A 19236-nucleotide genomic window follows, 5' to 3' on the forward strand; every position below is an offset into this window, starting at 1 on the left:
GCCGAATCTCAGGGCCGATGGCCAGTCCGATGGCCGGTCGGCCACGAGTGGCGATCAGGTCGTCGACGATCCTTGAAGACGTCGCGTTCCGTGTGAACGTCTGCGGGTGCAACGACAACCGATGCTTCTGGGTGCTGCGCAACGACGACACCTTCGACGACTTCTCCGGCCGGAGTGCGTGAAGAACGCTCCGAGACAGCCGCCTGCACAGCCGAACGCCTACTCTCAGGGAATATCACCCAACTGGCCCACCACACTGCGCACCGCACCCGCGCCGACGGCACGCTGGCCTTATGGCGTCCGATCAGCCCGTCGTCGTATACCCGCCCACCGAAGACGGAGGCCGACGCGTCCGCATAGGCGACCACTTCGTCGGCATCGCCTACGGTCTCCTCGACATCGCCGCCTACCTCCAAGAAGCCGGCTTGCAGGACTGGGACGAGATGGACGTCGCCCGATCTGGGCTCATCGAATGGCGCGGCGGCGGTCCCGACGTCTGGGAACACTGACCGGGCCGGCGGCCAAGGAGCGGGTCGCGGTCGCACCGTCGAAGAGATCCGAATTACCGCACGACGCTGCTGGAGCTGCCCGAGCCGGTCCTGCGCGCGCCGCCAGCCCCGAAGCTGCGCCCGATGCCCCGATGCACCCCGCTGCGGTCACGGCAAGTGTGCGAGGCGATGGGCATGGCGGTCACGCCCGACAACAGCAACGACACCCGCCCGAAACTCAAACGGCCCGCCGAGCGGGGCATCCTGATCGAGACCGAGCAGGGATTTGTTCGCCCAGCTGCGGCCGTAGCCGCCCGGCGGCCTACCGACCAGCCCGCCTACCGCAGCTGCCAGAGGCGGCGGCGTGATCGCCCCCTGCCTCACGATCCCTCGTGGGCCGGATCGTGCCGCCCGGCATGCTCACCGAGGTGCACACTTGGATCGCCACGGCCCCCGCCGCAGCCAACGCGGTCGGTGGGGCGATGGCGGGCATCATCGTGGACGGACCGGGCGGCGTGATCGTGACCTTCGTCATGGCGGGCACGGTGGTCGCCATCGCGGGGGTGACGGCTGCATGGCCGTCCGGGCTGATCACCCGGACCGACAGTGAAGCCGAAGAGGCGGCGTTGGCGTGGGCGACGGGCGACACGTCGCGCCATGCGGCCAACTGTGATGCGCAGAAGCGCCACGGCACGGGTGATGACCGCGTAGCCGTGAAGGCCACGGGCGTTGCACTCGGGCCGTACCTCAACCCTGACAGGACGCCAGAAGTCCGCCGGTCGGACCGGCAAACAGCCCCGCGATCGGAACCGGCCCATGGCCTCGACGTGCGGAGCCGACACGAGGGACACCGGCGGACCGACGTCTTGGGATGACCTGGCGCCGACGGGCAGCACTGGCAGGTGCGGTGCGCCGGGAATGTGCTCGGCGCGGGGCTCAGCCGCGTTCCTGCACGAGCTTCACGCGGTGACCCTCAGGATCGAGCAACCAGGCATAGCGAAGACGCCCGTCCGGGGAGTCGGTCGGACTCGTCAGTGGCCGGCCTCCAGCGTCGAGCGCCAGGCGATGCAGGCCGTCGACGTCGTCGCACCACAACACCACCTCGGTGTTCTCCCCAGGCGTCGTGGCGATGCCGAACAGTTCGTCGCCCACCCGGGCTGAGCTGAACCCGATCCGCACGCCGGCAGCCTCCACCTCGACCTGGTGCGGCTCGCCGTCCGGGGGAAAGCGGAAACGCTCGGGCATCCCGAGGCGCCGGAAGAACGCCGCGCAGCGTTCCACGTCGTCGCACCACAGGTTCACCTGAACGGCGTCGAATTCCACCATGCCCGTACGCTACTCCCGAGCCGGGCCAGGGACAGGGGCTGCCCGCTCGGCCGCGCAGGTGGCCAGGTCGGTGTAGGCGCACGGCAGGTTCGCGGCGCGGTTGAAGTCCAGGACGACTGTGCCGTCGGCGGCGGGCGGCTCGACGGCCAGGACCCGGTTGGCGGCGTAAATGGTGACCCTGGACGTCGCGTCGGTAAACAGCACCATCGACCCCCCGGGGAAAGCAGTCAGGGACAACTGCTGCCTGTCCAGCTCGAACTCGACCCTGCCCGGAGCGTCGTACACGTGCCCAAGGCTCTCGTCCGCGACGTGTCGAAGGGGGATGTACCGGCCTCGCGCGGGTCAGGCGCGTAGGCGGGGTTCCGGCGAAGGCAGTGCGCAGCGGCGCGTCAGGTGCCGGGGACGCACGATGTCGCTGCCACCGCACTTGGCGACCTCGATCACGCCGTCTCCCCAGCCCGCGTCGACGCCGCCGCGCTCGGGCAGTACGCCGAAGCGGTGTTCACCCCGGCCCGGCGTTCCGGCGACGACCGGTTTCTCGCGTCGTCGAGGACTACCACGACCCCGTCGGGGCCGGTGTGCGCCGGGCGTGTCGGGGAAGCGCTGCGGCCGGTCGTCGAGCCGGTGCAGGCCGGATCGCTTGGAACTCCGTGGGCCGGCGAGCCGGCCTCCTGGGCGCGGTACCAGTCCTCCTCGAGGGGTACGGCGGCATGTCGGGCGTACTCAACCGGTCAGTTCGCCGAGGAGTGCCCAGGTGCGTCGGCGATCCGCCTCTCCCGCGATCTCGGTGCCCGAGAACACGACCTCGGTGGCGCCCGCGTCCCGATACCTCTGTACCTCGGCCTGGACTGTCTTCTCGTCGCCGATCACGGCCAGGTCGGCGGCCCGTCGGCCACCGGAGAGTTCGATGACCCGGGCGTAGGACGGGATCTGTTCGTAGAACGCGAGGTTCTCGGTGGCCCGCGCCCGCACCGCGTCCACGTCGTCCGTGACCACGCCTGGCACCAGGGCCACGATCCGGGGCGCGGGACGGCCGGCGGTCCGGGCAGCCGCGGTCAGGGCGGGAACGATGTGTTCCGCCAGGGCGCGCGGTCCCGCCAGGTAGGGCAGGATCCCGTCCGCCAGCTCACCGCTGACCCGCAGCGCCTGTGGCCCCATCGCGGCGACCAGCAAGGGGATGCCGCTCTCGGCGCCCGGTACGCGCGCTGGGATCGGGGTGGTGGCGGTGAGCAGTTCGCCGTGGAAGTCGGCCGTGCCGGTTTCGGTCAACTGCCGTAGCGCGGTGAGGAATTCACGCAAGCGGGCGATGGGGCGTTCGAAGGGCAGGCCGAAGCCGCTCTCGGTCAGCAGTTTCGTGCCCAGGGCCAGACCGAGGTGGTAGCGGCCGTGCGTCGCGGCCTGGGCTGTCTGGGCCTGGCTGGAGACCAGCAGCGGGTGCCGACCGAAGACGGGGATCGCGGAGGTGCCCACCTGCAGTCCGGGCACCTCGCGTCCGACGATCGCTGCGAGCTGGGGTGAGTCCGCGCCGAAGGTCTGGCCGAACCAGGCCGACCGCAGCCCGGCGGCCGCGGCCTCCTGGGCCAGCTGCACGCTGGCGTCGACCTGGTTCTGTGCGTCGGATGCGTTGAGTGCTACTCCCACAGTCATGTCAGTCATCTGGGTCTCCCTTCGTGGATACCCCGGTCTTCAGGCCGGGGAGGAAACGAAGCTCCTGCGGAGCAGGGCAGGAAGAGCTGGTTCGCCGCCGGGGCGGACGGGCGTCCACCGCCCAGCGTTCGACATCGGTCGCTCACGCGGGAGCTGATAGGTTGTGAGGTATGGCGGAGCAGGTCAAGCGGGCGTTCAAGTACCGCTTTTACCCCACCGGCGAGCAGGCGGCTGAGTTGTCGCGCACGTTTGGCTGTGTCCGCCTCGTCTACAACAAGGCGCTGGAGGAGCGCACCCGGGCTTGGTATGGCGAGCAGCGCCGGATCTCCTATGTGCAGTCCTCGGCCGCGCTGACGGAGTGGAAGAAGACCGGCGAACTGGGCTTCCTGGCGGAGGTGTCCTCGGTCCCGCTGCAGCAGGCGCTGCGTCATCTTCAGACGGCGTTCGGGAACTTCTTCGCCAAGCGCGCGAAGTACCCGCGCTACAAGTCTCGGAAGAAGTCGCGGGCGTCGGCCGAGTACACGCGTAGCGCCTTCACGTGGCGCGACGGACAGCTGACGTTGGCGAAGATGACCAAGCCCTTGGACATCCGCTGGTCGCGTCCGCTGCCGGAAGGTGCCGAGCCCACGACGGTGACCGTGTCCCGCGATGCGGCGGGTCGCTGGTTCGTGTCCTTTCTGTGCGAGGACACCGTCGCCCCGGCCGCCGCCACCACGGCGGCCGTTGGCCTGGACGCCGGGATCACTTCCCTGGTGACGCTGTCCACCGGGGAAAAGGTCGCCAACCCGAAGCATGAGAGGCGTGATCGCGCGCGGCTGGCACGCGCGCAGCGGGAGCTGTCGCGCAAGGCGAAGGGCTCGGCGAACCGCGAGAAAGCCCGCCGCAAGGTCGCCCGCGTGCATGCGCGGATCGCCGACCGGCGCCGCGACTTTCTGCACAAGCTGTCGACTCGTCTCGTCCGTGAGAACCAAACGGTCGTGATCGAGGACTTGAGCGTCCGCAACCTGCTGAAGAACGGCACGCTCGCGCGCGCCATCTCGGATGCGTCGTGGGCGGAACTGCGCTCCATGCTGGAGTACAAGTGCGCCTGGTACGGGCGTGAACTCGTCGTGATCGACCGCTTCTTTCCCAGCAGCAAGCTGTGCGGGAACTGCGGCACGGTCGCGGCGAAGCTGCCGCTGAACGTCCGCGCGTGGACGTGTGATTGCGGCGCGGTGCATGACCGCGACGTGAACGCGGCGCGTAACATTCTGGCCGCCGGGCTGGCGGCGTCTGCCTGTGGAGACGGTGTAAGACCTCAACGGGAGTCCTCCCGGACGGGGCAGTCGTCGGTGAAGCAGGAACCCCAGCGGGCGACCGCTGGAATCCCCCGCCTTTAGGCGAGGGAGGAAGTCAAGTGAGGCTGTCAGCCCGCCTGCCGGTGGTCCGGTGCGGACCGGTGGGTGAGGGGTGCGCGCAGTCCGAGGTGGTCGCGGAGCGTGGTGCCGGTGTAGTCGGTGCGATACAGCCCGCGTTCCTGCAGTTCCGGGACGAGCAGGTCGACGATGTCGTCGAGACCGTCGGGGATGAGGTACGGCGTGATGTTGAAGCCGTCGACCGCGCCGTGTCGTACGAAGTGGGCGAACTTGTCGGCCAGCGCGGAGGGGGTACCGACGTGGCCGCGCTGCGGGCCGAGCGCGATGACGGTCTCGCGCAGTGACCAGCCGTGCGCCTCCGCCTTCGCCCGCCATTCGGCCACGACCTCGCGCGGGTCGGCGACGCGCCGTGCGCCGAAGGAGCCGTCGTTGTCGCTGACGACGGGATCCTCCTTGGGTAGCGGTCCGTCGGCGTCACGGTCGGACAGGTCGATGCCCCACAGCAGCCCGGCGATCCCCAACGCCGTGGCAGGGGTGACCTGTTGGAGGCGGATCCAGCGCTTCTTCTCCTGGGCCTCCTCCTCGGTGGCACCGATGATGATCTCTGTGCCGGGCAGGATCCGCAGGTCGTCGTCGGGCCGGCCGGCGGCGCGCAGACGGGTGCGGATGTCCTCGGCGAAGGCCAGGGCGTCGTCGAAGTCGGTGCCGTGCGCGGAGAAGATGACGTCGGCGTTGCGGGCGGCGAAGTCGCGCCCCTGGCCGGAGTCACCGGCCTGGAAGATGACCGGGTGGCCCTGGGCGCTGCGCGGCAGGGTCGGCGCGAGGTCGACGTCGAACTGCGCTCCATGGTGGCGCACTTGGTGTACGGCATCGGGCGTTGACCATGTCCGTGCGCCCGCGGAGTGGGCTACGGTTCCGTCGTCCCAGCCGTCCCAGAGGGCGCGGGCCACGGTGAGGAACTCCTCGGCGCGCCGGTAGCGGTCGGCATGGTCGAGGTAGCCGCCGCGGCGGAAGTTGGCGCCGGTCCAGGCGTTGTCGGTGGTCACCACGTTCCAGCCGGCGCGGCCTTCGGAGAGCAGGTCGAGTCCGGAGAGGCGGCGGGCGAGGTCGGCGGGCTCGTTGAAGGTGGTGTTGGAGGTGGAGACCAGGCCGATCCGGCGGGTGACCGCGGCCAGCGCTGCGAGCTGGGTGATGGCGTCCGGCCGTCCGGCCACGTCGAGTTCGTGGATCTTGCCGTCGACCTCGCGCAGCCGCAGCCCCTCGCCGAGGAAGAAGGCGTCGAACAGTCCGCGTTCGGCGGTCTGGGCGACCCGGCGGAAGGAAGCGGGGTCGATCTGGGAGCCGCTGTCGGGGGCGGACCAGATGGTCCAGTGGTTGACGCCCTGGAAGAACACCCCGAAGTGCAGCTGGGCGTCGGGCCGGGGGACGTCGAGGGGATCGGTGCGGGTCATCGGGCTTCCTCTTCCTGGACGGCCGCGGCGGCGAAGCGGTTGGCGGGGCGCTCCAGGCCCAGGGTCGAGCGCAGGGACGTGCCGGGCAGGGGGCTGGCGGCGAGGCGCCGTTCGGACAGGGCCGGCAGGACGAGGCGGGACAGGACGGGGAGGTCCTCGTCCAGCACCAGCGGATGCAGCCGTACGCCGTCGACATGGCGGCCCAACTCAGCGAGCAGGGCGATCAGTTGGTCCGCTGGGCCGATATGCCGCAGCCTGCCCCGGCCGGCCCACGGCGCGTGCCGTTCCAGGTCGGCGACGCGCTCGGTTGCGGTGGTGTCAGGGGTGTCCAGCGCCACCTCGATCTCCGCGAAGACGCGGGGCGTGCCCGCGGCAGCGGCGGCCGTGGCGACTGCCGTGAGGTCGCGACCCTCGACGAGGGCGACGTCGAGTTGTGCGGCGGGCACCCGGTCGGGTCTGCCCAGGACGACGAGCTGCCCCTGGGGCGGGCGCGGCACGATCGCCGGGCCCTTGACGGCGTAGGTCTCTCCGGTGAAGTCGATGTAGTGGAGCCGTTCGCGGTCGAGGTAGCGGCTCGTGGCCACGGACCGGATGACCGCGTCGTCCTCCCACGAGTCCCACAGCGCCCGGGCCACCTCCACCCCGTCCCGGGACTCCAGGGCCCGCGCGTCGGCGTCGGCGACCAGGTGACGGCCCCAGGCGCGGGCCGCCTCGGGGCTCTCCTCCTCCGTCACCACCCATCCGGCGCGGCCGGCGGCGATGTGGTCCAGGGACGCCAACTGGCTGGAGACGTGAAAGGGTTCGGCGTACGTGACCGGGACGACGGGCGCGATCCCGATGGTGCTCGTGGACGCCGCGAGGAAGGCCGCCCGCTCCACCGCGCCGATACGGCCGACCGGATCCGGTGAGGCCCCGGGCGGCAGCACCCCGTCATCCAGGGTGACCAGCGTGAACCCGGCGTTCTCGGCCACGGCGGCGATCTGGGCCACGCGGCGCGGGGTGAGCAAGTGGTCGGGCGAGTGGGCGGCGCGGCGCCAGGCCGCGGGATGGGCGCCGTCGCCGTCGATCTCGACGGCGACGTGCAGGGTGGGGCCGGACAAGGGGAGTTCCTTCCGAGACACACGCGAACTCGCGGCTGCAAGGCACAAGGCCTGAGGCCACGACGAGACGACCGGCGGGACGGGCCGGCAAGGGTCAGGCGCGTGCGGAGGGACAGACGGCGGAGGAGGTGCGGCAGTAGTCGACATGCCGCCGGGTGATCAGCCGCGCACCCGTGCAGGCACCCTGTGGTGCCGCGCCAGGTACGCGCATTGAAGGCCTCCACCCGTCAGAATATTGCAAGTTCAACGTACGTCGTCTGCCCCTGCGAGTGTCAAGGGCACTGTTGTCGAGGAGTCCGGTGTCGTCCACGATCAGGGCGCCGAGCCGCTGGGCAACGTACTCCCTGCATCGGGCCCCTCGCAGCCGTATCCGGCCGATGAACCCTGCGGGTGTCACCCAGGTTCGGCCGTGGTGCCGCGCAGGACGAGGTGTGGGGTGAGGACGACCTCGCGGGGTTCGGTGCGGTCCTGGTCGAGGCGCTCGACCGCCGCGGTGACCGCGTGCCGGGCCTGTTCCTGGGCGCTCTGGCTGACGGTGGTGAGGTTGAAGCAGCTCAGCCGGGACAGCGTGTCGTCGTCGTAGCCGACGACGGAGACCTGGCCCGGCACGGTTACGCCGGCGCGGGTCAGGGCGGTCAGCACTCCGATGGCCGACTGGTCGTTGAACGCGACGACCGCGCTGGGCAGTCGGGGGCCGTGGAGGAGTTGGCGGGCGGCGTGCTCGCCGGCCGCCTCGGTCTGGTCTCCGGTGAGAACACGGATGTGCTCGCCCAGGCCGTGGCGGCGCATGGCGGTGCGGTAGCCGCGGCGCCGGTCGGTGGCGATGACGCCCTTCCCGCCGTCGATGTAGACGATCTCGCGGTGGCCGAGACCGACGAGGTGGTCGACGATCTGGCCCACGCCGACGTCGTCCGCGGTGCGTACGACGTCCAGGGCCGCGTCGGCGATGCGGCGGCCGACGGCGATGACGGGGGTCTTGTTGTCGAGGGCGGCGAGCGTGTCGGCGGGTGAGGTCGGTCCGAGCAGGATCAGCGCCTCGCTGCGGAAGGCCAGCAGTGTCTCCACCGCGGTCTGTTCGTCACGGGTGCGGGTGAGCGTGCTCAGGACGAGGTCGTAGCCGACCTCCTCGGCCGCGGTGTGCAGGTGCTCGACCAGTTCGGCATGGAACGGGCTGCGGACGTCGACCATGACACCGAGCAGTCGGCTGCGCCTGCTGGCCAGCGTGCTGGCGGTGCGGTCCACCTGGTAACCGAGATCGGCAGCCGCCTTGAGGACACGCTGCCGGGTCCGCTCGCTGGGGCCGGACACGCCGCGCAGCACTAGGGACACCGAGGCCGTGGACACGCCCACCCGCGCGGCCACGTCCTCCAACCGCGGACGCTTGTGCCCGCCGTTGGGGTGACGCATGGAACCACTGTCGTCCACTTGTACCTCCGCGCGGCACATCTTCTCGTGCAACACCCTTGACACGATCGGGAAACAAGGCTGATAGTACCAGGACTTAAAGCGCTTTAAATTGTCCTGATGTTCTGAAGAACTCAGCCAGTGAGTCCGAGGCCCTACCACGGTCTTGGCACCTGGACGTCGGCCTCCCTCGCTCCACCACCTGCTCCGAGGCCTTGATCGCCACTCCTCTCCAGCGGCCCACCCGGAATCCGCGGATCCCTCTCTCCCCTCCATGCACAGTGAGGTGCACGCCCATGACCCGCACACCGCTTCCCCGCTCGCGCAGAATCGTCCCCGCAGTGGCCGTGGCCGCCGCGGCCGCCCTGACCCTCGCGGGCTGTTCCAGCAGCTCGGGCGGGAGGAAGGCCGAGGAGAGCGCCGGCAACGTCTCCGCGGGCAAGGCCTCCACACCGCGCATGACGATCGCGATGGTCACCCACGCGCCCTCCGGCGACACCTTCTGGGACACCATCCGCAAGGGCGCCGAAGCAGCCGCGGCCAAGGACAACGTCAAGCTGATCTACTCCAACGACGAGACCGCCGGCGACCAGGCCAACCTGGTGCAGAACGCGATCGACCAGAAGGTCGACGGCATCGCGGTCACCCTCGCCAAGCCCGACGCCCTGAAGGCCGTCGTCGCCAAGGCCGAGAAGGCCGGCATCCCCGTTGTCGGCCTCAACGCGGGCCTGGGCGTCTGGAAGCAGCAGAGACTGCTGTCGTTCTTCGGCCAGGACGAGTCCGTATCCGGCGAGGCCCTCGGTTCCAAGCTCAACGGCACCGGCGCCAAGCACACCCTGTGCGTGATCCAGGCCCAGGGCGACGTCAACCTCCAAGAGCGCTGCGACGGCGTGAAGAAGACCTTCAGCGGCAAGACGGACATCCTCTTCGTCAACGGCACGGACATGCCGTCGGTGAAGTCGACCATCACGGCCAAGCTGAAGCAGGACTCCTCCATCGACGAGGTGGTCACCCTCGGCGCACCCATCGCGCTGACCGCCACACAGTCGGTGTCCGAGTCGGGCAGCAAGGCCAAGGTCGCGACCTTCGACCTGAACAAGGCCCTGGTGTCCGCCATCGAGGAGGGCACCATCCAGTTCGCGGTCGATCAGCAGCCCTTCCTGCAGGGCTACCTGGCGGTCGACTCCCTCTGGCTCTACAAGACCAACGGCAACTTCAGCGGCGGCGGCCAACAGCCCGTGCTGACCGGCCCGGCCTTCGTCGACAAGTCCAACGTCGACGCCGTCGCCCAGTTCGCCGCCAAGGGAACCCGGTGATGAGCATGACCCAACAGGCTGCGCCGGCGGTGACCACACCGCCGGCCTCCGGCCCGCAGCAGACCGACGGCCGGACCGCTGAACGGCCCCTTGCCATACGTCTGTTGGCCCGCCCCGAGATAGGCGTCTTCCTCGGCGCCCTCGCGGTATGGGTGTTCTTCCTGGTGGCCGCTCCGCCGGTACGCGACGGCGACTCGATGGCGAACATCCTGTACCAGTCCTCCACCATCGGGATCATGGCGCTGCCGGTGGCCCTGCTGATGATCGGCGGGGAGTTCGACCTGTCGGCCGGTGTCGGAGTCATCACCTCGGCCCTGACCGCGGCCATGCTCAGCTACCAGCTGACCACGAACGTCTGGGTCGGTGTGATCGCCGCGCTGATCGTGTCCCTGGCGGTCGGCTTCTTCAACGGCTGGCTGCTGGTTAGGACCGGCCTGCCGAGCTTCCTGGTCACGCTCGGCACCTTCCTCATCCTCCAGGGCGTCAACCTCGCGGTGACCAAGCTGGTCACCGGCAATGTCGCCACCGACGACATCAGCGACATGGACGGGTTCAACCAGGCCAAGAAGGTCTTCGCGAGCTCCTTCGGCGTGGGCGGCGTCCAGGTGAAGATCACGGTCGTGTGGTGGCTGGTCTTCGCGGCGATCGCCACCTGGGTGCTGCTGCGCACCAAGTACGGCAACTGGATCTTCGCGGTCGGCGGCAACAAGGAGAGCGCGCGAGCCGTCGGTGTGCCGGTGACCTTCACCAAGATCTCCCTGTTCATGCTGGTCGGGTTCGGCGCCTGGTTCGTCGGCATGCACCAGCTGTTCTCCTTCAACACCGTGCAGTCCGGCGAGGGCGTGGGCCAGGAGCTCATCTACATCGCCGCGGCGGTGATCGGCGGTTGTCTGCTGACCGGCGGCGCGGGCTCCGCGATCGGTCCGGTCTTCGGCGCCTTCATGTTCGGCATGGTCCAGCAGGGCATCGTCTACGCCGGCTGGAACCCCGACTGGTTCAAGGCCTTCCTCGGCGTGATGCTCCTCGGCGCCACGCTCATCAATCTGTGGGTCAGCCGCGCGGCGACCCGGAGGTGACCCACCCCATGACAACGACCCACGACGAAACCCTCACCAAGGACACGGAAGCCCAGGACGACACCCCGGTCGTCGAGCTGAAGACCGCCGGTAAGTCCTACGGCAACATCCGCGCCCTGCACGGGGTGAGCCTGGCCGTCCGCCCGGGCAAGGTCACGTGCGTGCTCGGCGACAACGGCGCCGGCAAGTCCACCCTCATCAAAATCGTCTCCGGGCTGCACCAGCACACCGAGGGCGAGTTCCTCGTCGACAACACGCCGGTGCGCTTCTCCACCCCGCGCGACGCCCTCGACAAGGGCATCGCCACCGTCTACCAGGACCTCGCCACCGTCCCCCTGATGCCGGTGTGGCGCAACTTCTTCCTGGGCTCCGAGATGACCAAGGGCCCCTGGCCCGTACGCCGTCTCGACATCGAGAAGATGAAGAAGACCGCCGACGAAGAGCTGCGCAACATGGGCATCGTCCTGGACGACCTGGAACAGCCCATCGGCACCCTGTCCGGCGGGCAGCGGCAGTGCGTTGCCATCGCCCGCGCCGTCTACTTCGGCGCCCGAGTGCTGATCCTGGACGAGCCGACGGCGGCGCTGGGTGTGAAGCAGTCGGGTGTGGTGCTGAAGTACATCGCCGCCGCCCGCGACCGCGGCCTCGGCGTCATCTTCATCACCCACAACCCGCACCACGCGTACATGGTCGGCGACCACTTCAGCGTGCTGCGCCTGGGGACCGTGGAACTGTCCGCCTCCCGCAGCGAGGTCAGCCTGGAAGAGCTCACCAACCACATGGCCGGCGGCACCGAACTCGCCGCCCTCAAGCACGAGTTGGCCCAAGTGCGCGGCGTCGACGTCGAGGAACTTCCGGAAGCGGAAGACATCACCGCGCCCGTGACCGCCTCGTCCGAGGTCTCACCTTCCTGACAACGGCGTCGCCGCACGCGTACGGCGACAGCGACACCCCACCCCCGCCACCCTGATCCGAAGGCAATGCCCCATGAAGATCGCCCTCGACCCCTACATGATCCGTCACGTGTCCCTGCTCGAACTACCGTCTGTGGTAGCTGAGTTGGGCTACGAGTGGATCGAGCTGTCGCCCCGAGAGGACTTCATCCCCTTCTTCCGCCATCCGCGCGTGGACGACGCGACGGTGCGGAAGTTCCGTAAGGCGCTGGACGCGGCGGGTGTCGGCATCTCCTCGTTGCTGCCGCTGTTCCGCTGGTCCGGCCCCGACGAGGACGCCCGGCAGGCCGCCGTACGGTACTGGAAGCGCTCGATACAGATCGCCGCCGACCTCGGCGTGGACAGCATGATCTCGGAGTTCAACGGGCGTCCGGAGGACCCCGACCGCAGTGAGGCGCAGTTCTGGAAGTCGCTGGACGAGCTGCTGCCGGTCTTCGAGCGGGAGGGCGTCAAGCTGGCGCTGGAGCCGCACCCGGACGACTTCATCGAGAACGGCTACGACGCGATCAACCTGATCAGGGGCATCAACAACCCCAACGTCACGTTCCTCTACTGTGCCCCGCACACCTTCCACATCGGCAACGACGCCCCCGGCATCATCAAGTACGCGGACGACCTGCTCACCCACATCCACCTTGCCGACGCGTTCGACCACACCGCGTCCTCGGGCAACCGCTACATCCTCAACCCGCCCGGCACAGCGGCCCGTATCCACCAGCACCTCGACATGGGGCAGGGCGAGGTGGACTTCGACGAGCTCTTCCGTGAGCTGCGCGCGAACGGCTTCGACGGGACGCTGACCGCCTGCGTGTTCGCCTGGGAGGAGCGCGCCAAGGAGTCCTCGGTGTTCATGCGCAAGAAGATCGACGAGTACTTGTCCGCCTAAGTCGCATTAGATCCAACATCCCCGGAGTCTCCGGAGCGAAGGGAAACCAGAGAAATGCCGTTCGACGTACTGACCATCGGCCGGGTCGGAGTGGACGTGTATCCGCTCCAGACGGGTGTGGGGCTGGCGGAGGTCACTTCGTTCGGCAAGTACCTGGGAGGCAGCCCGACGAACGTGGCCGTGGCCGCCGCCCGCTACGGCCACTCCGCCGCCGTGATCACCAAGACCGGCCGCGACCCGTTCGGCGAATTCGTCCGGCAGGCTCTGGAGGGTTACGGCGTCGACGCCCGCTTCGTGGGTACGTCGGACATCGCGCCGACGCCGGTGACGTTCTGCGAGATCTTCCCGCCGGACGACTTCCCGCTGTACTTCTACCGCCTGCCGAAGGCGCCCGATCTGGACATCGAGGCCGGTGAGCTGGACCTGGACGCGGTGCGGGACGCGCGGATCTTCTGGGTGACCGGGACCGGGCTGAGCGAGGAGCCGAGCCGTTCGGCCACGCTGGCGGCGCTGGCCACCCGGGCCAAGGCCGGGGCGACGGTCTTCGACCTGGACTGGCGGCCGACGTTTTGGAAGGACACAGCCTGGGCCGATCCGTCCCAGGCCCGCGCGTACTACGCCGAGGCGCTGCGGCACACGACGGTGGCGGTGGGCAATCTCGACGAGTGCGAGGTGGCCACCGGTGAGCGTGAGCCGTACGCCGCCGCGAAGGCGCTGCTGGTCGCCGGGGTGGAGTTGGCGGTGGTGAAGCAGGGACCCAAGGGCGTGCTGGCGATGGACCGGGACGGGGCGACGGCCCAGATCCCGCCGGTTCCCGTGGACGTGGTCAACGGACTGGGCGCCGGCGACGCCTTCGGCGGGGCGCTCTGCCACGGGCTGCTGTCCGGCTGGGACACCCGGCGCACGGTGACCTTCGCCAACGCCGCTGGTGCCGTCGTCGCGGGCCGGCTGTCCTGCTCCGACGCCATGCCGATCGAGGCCGAGGTCGACGCCAAGCTCCGCGAGGCCTCACTCGCCTCCACCTCCGTAGAACGAAAGGCGTGACGCCGTGCTGTCCGACAACCTGAGCCGGATCGTGTCCGCCCGCGTGGGCGACCCCGGCGCCATCGCGGCCACTGCCGCCCGCCGCGTGAGAGCCTCTTCGCTGCTCGGTGAGCACGGCAAGGCGATGATCATCGCCGCGGACCATCCGGCGCGTGGCGCCAACGGCGTCGGTGGCGACCCGAGTGCGATGGCCGACCGCTCCGAACTGCTCGACCGTCTCTGCATCGCCCTCGAACGCCCCGGTGTGACCGGCGTGCTGGCCACCGCCGACATCCTCGAGGACCTCCTCCTGCTCGGCGTGCTGGACGGCAAGAGCGTCTTCGGGTCCATGAATCGTGCCGGTCTTGCGGGATCGGTGTTCGAGATCGACGACCGGTTCACCGGCTACGACGCCGCCACGATCGCCGCGATGGGCTTCGACGGCGGCAAGATGCTCACCCGGATCGCCCTCGACGACCCCGCGACGCCCTCTGCGCTGGAGAACACCGCGCGTGCCGTGGACGAGCTCAACGACCGTGAGCTGATCGCCATGGTCGAGCCCTTCCTGTCCGCCTGGGTGGACGGGAAGATCCGCAACGACCTGTCGACGGACGCCGTCATCAAGTCGGTCACCATCGCCTCCGGACTGGGCCGGCGCACCGCCTACAGCTGGCTCAAGCTGCCGGTGGTCGACGACATGGAACGCGTTCTGGCCTCCTCAACCCTGCCTGCGCTGCTGCTGGGCGGCGAGGTCACCGACCCCGACGCGGCCTTCGCCTCCTGGGGCAGGGCGCTGAAGCAGCCGACCGCGCAGGGCCTGGTCGTGGGCCGTTCGCTGCTCTATCCCCTGGGCGGCGATGTCGCCGGTGCCGTGGACAAGGCGGTGAGCCTGCTGTGAGCGACGCCGGCAAGTACCACCTGCCGAAGGGGACTTCGGCCGACGGCCCCTACGACCTCCTGGTCACGCCGGAGTCGGCGGGCTGGGCATACTCCGGCCTCAGGATCCTGACCCTGAGGCCGGGCGAGGAGCACGCCCTGTCCACCGGGGAGAACGAGTTCCTGGTCCTGCCCCTGAACGGCGGTTGCACCGTCGCCGTCGACGGGCGGAGCTTCGAACTCGGCGGCCGGACGGACGTGTTCTCGGCGGTCACCGACTTCGCGTATCTGCCCCGCGAGTCGCAGGCCGTGATCAGCAGTGCGGACGGTGGAACGTACGCACTGCCCTCTGCCCGTACCGAGCAGGGAGGTCACTCGGCTCGGTACGGGCGCAAGGAGGACGTCCCCGTTGAACTGCGCGGCGCCGGCGCCTGCTCACGGCAGGTCAACAAGTACTGCCTGCCCGGCACCTTCGACGCCGAACAGCTGCTGGTGTGCGAGGTCCTCACCCCGGGCGGGAACTGGTCCTCGTATCCGCCGCACAAGCACGACGAAGTCCGCCCGGGCGTCGAGTCGGAGCTGGAGGAGATCTACTACTTCGAGGTCGCCGGCGATGGGAACGGCTTCGGTTACCAGCGGGTCTACGGCACCGACCAGCGGCCCATCGACGTGCTCGCCGAGATCCGATCGGGCGACACCGTCCTGATCCCGTACGGCTGGCACGGCCCGTCCATCGCCGCGCCCGGCTACGACCTGTACTACCTCAACGTCATGGCCGGTCCCGGACAGGACCGCGCCTGGCTGATCTGCGACGACCCCGCCCACGGCTGGGTCCGCGACACCTGGCAGGCCCAGGACCTCGACGACCGGCTCCCCTTCGAAGGATCCCGCCAGCGATGAACACCGTACGACTGACCACCGCCCAGGCCCTGGTGCGCTTCCTCGCCCACCAGTACAGCGAGCGCGACGGCCAGGAACAGCGGCTGATCCCCGGCGTGTGGGGCATCTTCGGCCACGGCAACGTCGCCGGCATAGGGCAGGCCCTGCTGCAGGCCGCCACCACCAAAGAGGCCGACCTCCCCTACTACCTGGCCCGCAACGAACAGGGCATGGTCCACGCCTCCGTCGCCTACGCCAAGATGCGCGACCGGCTGGCGACCTTCGCCTGCACGGCGTCCACCGGACCCGGCTCGACGAACATGATCACGGGTGCGGCGCTGGCCACCACCAACCGCCTGCCGGTACTGCTGCTGCCCTCCGACATGTTCGCCACCCGCGCCGCCGACCCCGTGCTGCAGCAGCTGGAGGACACCCGCGGCGGCGACGTCACCGTCAACGACGCCTTCCGCGCCGTATCGAAGTACTTCGACCGCATCTCGCGCCCCGAACAGCTCATCCCCGCCGCGCTCGCGGCGATGCGGGTCCTGACCGACCCCGTGGAGACCGGGGCGGTCACCCTCGCCCTGCCGCAGGACGTGCAGGCCGAGGCGTACGACTGGCCGGTGGCCTTCTTCCGGCGCCGGGTGTGGCACGTGGGCCGCCCGGTGCCGGAGGCCGCCGCGATCGAACGGGCCGCGCGGCTGCTGCGGAACGCCAAGAAGCCGCTCATCGTCGCCGGCGGCGGAGCCGTCTACTCCGGCGCCGAGACCGCGCTGCGCGCCTTCGCCGAGGCCACCGGCATCCCAGTCGCCGACACCCAAGCCGGCAAGGGCGCGGTGCCCTGGGATCACCCCTATGCGGTCGGCGGCATCGGCTCCACGGGCTCCTACGCCGCCAACGAACTGGCCCGAGAGGCCGATGTCGTACTGGGTATCGGCACCCGCTACTCCGACTTCACGACCGCCAGCCACACCGTTTTCGGCCGGCCCGATGTCACCTTCGTCAACCTCAACGTGGCCCGCCTGGACGCCGTCAAGCATGCGGCGGAACCCCTGGTGGCCGACGCCAGGCTCGGTATCGAGGCCCTCGCCGGAGCGCTCATGGACTGGGAGGTCCCAGCGGAGTACCGCGCGCTCACCCGTCAACTCATCGCCCGCACACGGGAGATCGAGGAGGAGTGCTTCGCCCCCGACCGCATCACCGGTGACCTCCCCGCCCAGACCCAGATCCTCGGCGCCCTCAACGACGTCCTCGACGACCGGGCCGTGGTCATCAACGCGGCCGGCTCCATGCCCGGCGATCTCCAGCAGCTGTGGCGGGCCCGCGATCCCAAGGCCTACCACGTCGAGTACGCCTACTCCTGCATGGGCTACGAGGTCGCCGCCGGCCTCGGCGCCAAGATGGCCGACCCCACCCGCGAGGTCGTCGTCCTGGTCGGCGACGGCTCCTATCTGATGATGGCCCAGGAGATCGTGACCATGATCTCCGAAGGCATCAAGGTCATCGTCGTCCTGGTCCAGAACCACGGCTTCGCCTCCATCGGCGCCCTGTCGGAGTCGCTCGGCTCGCAGCGCTTCGGCACCAAGTACCGCTACCGCGACGGCGATTCAGGCCTCCTCGATGGCGAGGTGCTCCCCGTCGACCTGGCCGCGAACGCCTCCTCCCTGGGCGCGGACGTCCTGCACGCCACCTCCGTCGACGAGTTCCGCTCGGCCATGGAGAAGGCGAAGGCGGCTACCCGCACCACGGTCGTGCATGTGGAGACCGACCTGTACGGGCCCAACCCGCCCGGCCACGGCTGGTGGGACGTCCCCGTCAGCCAGACCTCCGCCCTCGACACCACCCGCACCGCCTACGCCACGTACGCCGCTCGCAAGCAGACCCAGCGCCACTACCTGTAACACCCTCGTCCCCGAAGGAAACCCGCACCGTGACCACCATCCAGCACTGGATCAACGGCTCCCTCGCCCAGGGCGCCGCCACCGCCACTCAGCCGGTCTTCAACCCGGCCACCGGCGCCGAGCAGGCCCGGGTCGTCCTCGGCGGGTCCGCCGACGTGGACGCCGCCGTGCAGGCCGCCGGCCGCGCCTTCGAGACCTGGTCGGAGTCCTCCCTCACCCAGCGCACCCAGGTCATGTTCGCCTTCCGTCGGCTCCTCCTCGACCACGAGGAGGAACTGGGCCGGATCATCTCCGCTGAGCACGGCAAGACCGTCGACGACGCCCGCGGCGAGATCACCCGCGGCCGGGAAGTCGTCGAGTTCGCCTGCGGCCTCGGCGACGTCCTCAAGGGATCCTTCTCCGACCAGGTCTCCCGAGGCGTCGACGTGCACGACTTCCGCCAGCCCCTCGGCGTCGTCGCGGGCATCACCCCCTTCAACTTCCCCGCCATGGTGCCCCTGTGGATGCACCCCATCGCCATCGCGACCGGCAACACCTTCATCCTCAAGCCGTCCGAACGCGACCCCTCCGCCGCCAACTTCGTCGCGGGGCTCTACCAGAAGGCCGGCCTCCCCGACGGCGTCTTCAACGTCATCCACGGCGGCAAGGACGCCGTGGACGCGATCCTCACCCACCCCGGCATCGAAGCGGTGTCCTTCGTGGGATCGACGCCGATCGCCAAGTACGTCCACGAGACGGCCACTTCACACGGCAAACGCGTCCAGGCCCTCGGCGGCGCCAAGAACCACGCCGTCGTCCTGCCCGACGCCGACCTCGAATTCACCGCCAACCACATCACCGCCGGCGCCTACGGCTCCGCCGGCGAACGCTGCATGGCCGTCTCCGTCGCCGTGGCCGTGGGCGACGCGGCCGACGCCCTGGTCGCGGTGCTGCAGCGCAAGGCCCTCAAGGTCGAGGTCGGCCCGGGCGACCGGCCCGGCACCGACATGGGCCCGCTGGTCACCAAGGCCGCCCAGGAGCGCGTCGAGAAGGCCGTCGGAACGGCTGGAGCGCAGGGCGCCACCATCGTTGTCGACGGCCGCGGCCTCAAGATCGACGGACACGAGGACGGCTTCTTCACCGGCCCCTCCCTCCTCGACCACGTCACCACGCAGATGGATGCCTACCGGGAAGAACTCTTCGGCCCGGTCCTCGCCGTCGTCCGCACCGAAACCCTCGACCAGGCCATCGACGTCATCAACGCCAACCCCTACGGCAACGGCACCGCCCTGTTCACCGCCTCCGGCGAGGCCGCCCGCCGCTTCCAGCGCAAGGTCAAGGTCGGCATGATCGGCATCAACGTCCCGGTCCCGGTCCCCATGTCGTACTACTCCTTCGGCGGCTGGAAGGACTCCCTCATCGGTGACTCCCCGATCCACGGACCCGAAGGCACCCGCTTCTACACCCGCCCCAAGGTCGTCACCACCCGCTGGCCCCAGCCCGCCCAGCAAGTCACCGCCGGCTTCGACTTCCCCACCTCCAACTGAGAGACGCGACATCGCGTCCCACGTCCACC

Annotated in this window: 19 protein-coding genes; 13 read left to right on the forward strand and 6 right to left on the reverse strand. The window is 69.7% G+C overall.

The window, feature by feature from the left end:
• Window positions 1–17: 17 nt before the first annotated feature.
• The 3 genes from RNB18_RS03890 (at window position 18) to RNB18_RS03900 (ending at window position 1363) form a co-directional block, all read left to right on the forward strand.
• Window positions 18–182, forward strand: a complete 165-nt coding sequence (locus RNB18_RS03890) for a DUF3223 domain-containing protein (RefSeq protein WP_311712708.1) — start codon at window positions 18–20, stop codon at window positions 180–182.
• A gap of 111 nt (window positions 183–293) precedes the next feature.
• Window positions 294–509 (forward strand): hypothetical protein, encoded by a 216-nt coding sequence (locus RNB18_RS03895; protein WP_311712709.1) that lies wholly within the window; start codon window positions 294–296, stop codon window positions 507–509.
• A gap of 371 nt (window positions 510–880) precedes the next feature.
• The gene (locus RNB18_RS03900) at window positions 881–1363 is read left to right on the forward strand and encodes a hypothetical protein (RefSeq protein ID WP_311712710.1); all 483 of its coding nucleotides are present in this window, start codon (window positions 881–883) and stop codon (window positions 1361–1363) included.
• Window positions 1364–1424: 61 nt separating this feature from the next.
• Here RNB18_RS03900 and RNB18_RS03905 read toward each other — a convergent pair whose 3' ends face one another.
• From RNB18_RS03905 to RNB18_RS03915, 3 genes are all read right to left on the reverse strand, one after another.
• Window positions 1425–1814, reverse strand: a complete 390-nt coding sequence (locus RNB18_RS03905; RefSeq protein ID WP_311712711.1) for a VOC family protein — start codon at window positions 1812–1814, stop codon at window positions 1425–1427.
• Between the two features lie 9 nt (window positions 1815–1823).
• Window positions 1824–2099, reverse strand: coding sequence for a DUF1684 domain-containing protein (locus RNB18_RS03910; protein ID WP_311712712.1), 276 nt, complete (start codon window positions 2097–2099; stop codon window positions 1824–1826).
• Between the two features lie 438 nt (window positions 2100–2537).
• Window positions 2538–3461, reverse strand: a complete 924-nt coding sequence (locus RNB18_RS03915; protein ID WP_311713015.1) for an LLM class F420-dependent oxidoreductase — start codon at window positions 3459–3461, stop codon at window positions 2538–2540.
• Between the two features lie 170 nt (window positions 3462–3631).
• Here RNB18_RS03915 and RNB18_RS03920 point away from each other — a divergent pair, with 170 nt between their 5' ends.
• Window positions 3632–4840 carry an RNA-guided endonuclease InsQ/TnpB family protein gene (locus RNB18_RS03920; protein ID WP_311712713.1) on the forward strand — a complete coding sequence of 403 codons (1209 nt, stop codon included), beginning with the start codon at window positions 3632–3634 and terminating at the stop codon, window positions 4838–4840.
• 26 nt (window positions 4841–4866) lie between these two features.
• Here RNB18_RS03920 and RNB18_RS03925 read toward each other — a convergent pair whose 3' ends face one another.
• From RNB18_RS03925 to RNB18_RS03935, 3 genes are all read right to left on the reverse strand, one after another.
• Entirely contained in the window at window positions 4867–6267 is a 1401-nt protein-coding gene (locus RNB18_RS03925) for an NtaA/DmoA family FMN-dependent monooxygenase (protein ID WP_311712714.1), read from the reverse strand.
• The gene (locus RNB18_RS03930) at window positions 6264–7367 is read right to left on the reverse strand and encodes an LLM class flavin-dependent oxidoreductase (RefSeq protein ID WP_311712715.1); all 1104 of its coding nucleotides are present in this window, start codon (window positions 7365–7367) and stop codon (window positions 6264–6266) included. Before RNB18_RS03930 ends, RNB18_RS03925 begins: the two co-directional genes overlap by 4 nt.
• A 393-nt stretch (window positions 7368–7760) precedes the next feature.
• Complete coding sequence (locus RNB18_RS03935; protein WP_311712716.1) at window positions 7761–8774, reverse strand: LacI family DNA-binding transcriptional regulator; 1014 nt, start codon at window positions 8772–8774, stop codon at window positions 7761–7763.
• A 293-nt stretch (window positions 8775–9067) separates the two neighbouring features.
• Between RNB18_RS03935 and RNB18_RS03940 the strand changes: the two genes are divergently transcribed.
• From RNB18_RS03940 to RNB18_RS03980, 9 genes are all read left to right on the forward strand, one after another.
• On the forward strand, window positions 9068–10087 hold the full coding sequence (locus RNB18_RS03940; RefSeq protein ID WP_311712717.1) for a sugar ABC transporter substrate-binding protein: 1020 nt from the start codon (window positions 9068–9070) through the stop codon (window positions 10085–10087).
• Window positions 10087–11163, forward strand: a complete 1077-nt coding sequence (locus RNB18_RS03945) for an ABC transporter permease (RefSeq protein WP_311712718.1) — start codon at window positions 10087–10089, stop codon at window positions 11161–11163. Before RNB18_RS03940 ends, RNB18_RS03945 begins: the two co-directional genes overlap by 1 nt.
• An 8-nt stretch (window positions 11164–11171) precedes the next feature.
• Window positions 11172–12077 carry an ATP-binding cassette domain-containing protein gene (locus tag RNB18_RS03950; protein WP_311712719.1) on the forward strand — a complete coding sequence of 302 codons (906 nt, stop codon included), beginning with the start codon at window positions 11172–11174 and terminating at the stop codon, window positions 12075–12077.
• A 73-nt stretch (window positions 12078–12150) separates the two neighbouring features.
• Entirely contained in the window at window positions 12151–13002 is an 852-nt protein-coding gene (locus RNB18_RS03955) for a sugar phosphate isomerase/epimerase family protein (RefSeq protein ID WP_311712720.1), read from the forward strand.
• A 54-nt stretch (window positions 13003–13056) separates the two neighbouring features.
• Window positions 13057–14046, forward strand: a complete 990-nt coding sequence (iolC, locus tag RNB18_RS03960) for a 5-dehydro-2-deoxygluconokinase (protein ID WP_311712721.1) — start codon at window positions 13057–13059, stop codon at window positions 14044–14046.
• A 4-nt stretch (window positions 14047–14050) separates the two neighbouring features.
• Complete coding sequence (locus tag RNB18_RS03965; RefSeq protein WP_311712722.1) at window positions 14051–14923, forward strand: Cgl0159 family (beta/alpha)8-fold protein; 873 nt, start codon at window positions 14051–14053, stop codon at window positions 14921–14923.
• The gene (gene iolB / locus RNB18_RS03970) at window positions 14920–15801 is read left to right on the forward strand and encodes a 5-deoxy-glucuronate isomerase (RefSeq protein WP_311712723.1); all 882 of its coding nucleotides are present in this window, start codon (window positions 14920–14922) and stop codon (window positions 15799–15801) included. Before RNB18_RS03965 ends, iolB begins: the two co-directional genes overlap by 4 nt.
• Window positions 15798–17681 (forward strand): 3D-(3,5/4)-trihydroxycyclohexane-1,2-dione acylhydrolase (decyclizing), encoded by a 1884-nt coding sequence (iolD, locus tag RNB18_RS03975; RefSeq protein WP_311712724.1) that lies wholly within the window; start codon window positions 15798–15800, stop codon window positions 17679–17681. The genes iolB and iolD overlap by 4 nt, the downstream gene beginning before the upstream one ends.
• A 29-nt stretch (window positions 17682–17710) precedes the next feature.
• A complete protein-coding gene (locus tag RNB18_RS03980; RefSeq protein ID WP_311712725.1) occupies window positions 17711–19207 on the forward strand; it encodes a CoA-acylating methylmalonate-semialdehyde dehydrogenase in 1497 nt (498 codons plus the stop codon).
• The last annotated feature ends 29 nt before the right edge of the window (window positions 19208–19236 follow it).

It is taken from the genome of Streptomyces doebereineriae (genome assembly GCF_031845645.1).
Lineage (GTDB): Bacteria > Actinomycetota > Actinomycetes > Streptomycetales > Streptomycetaceae > Streptomyces > Streptomyces canus.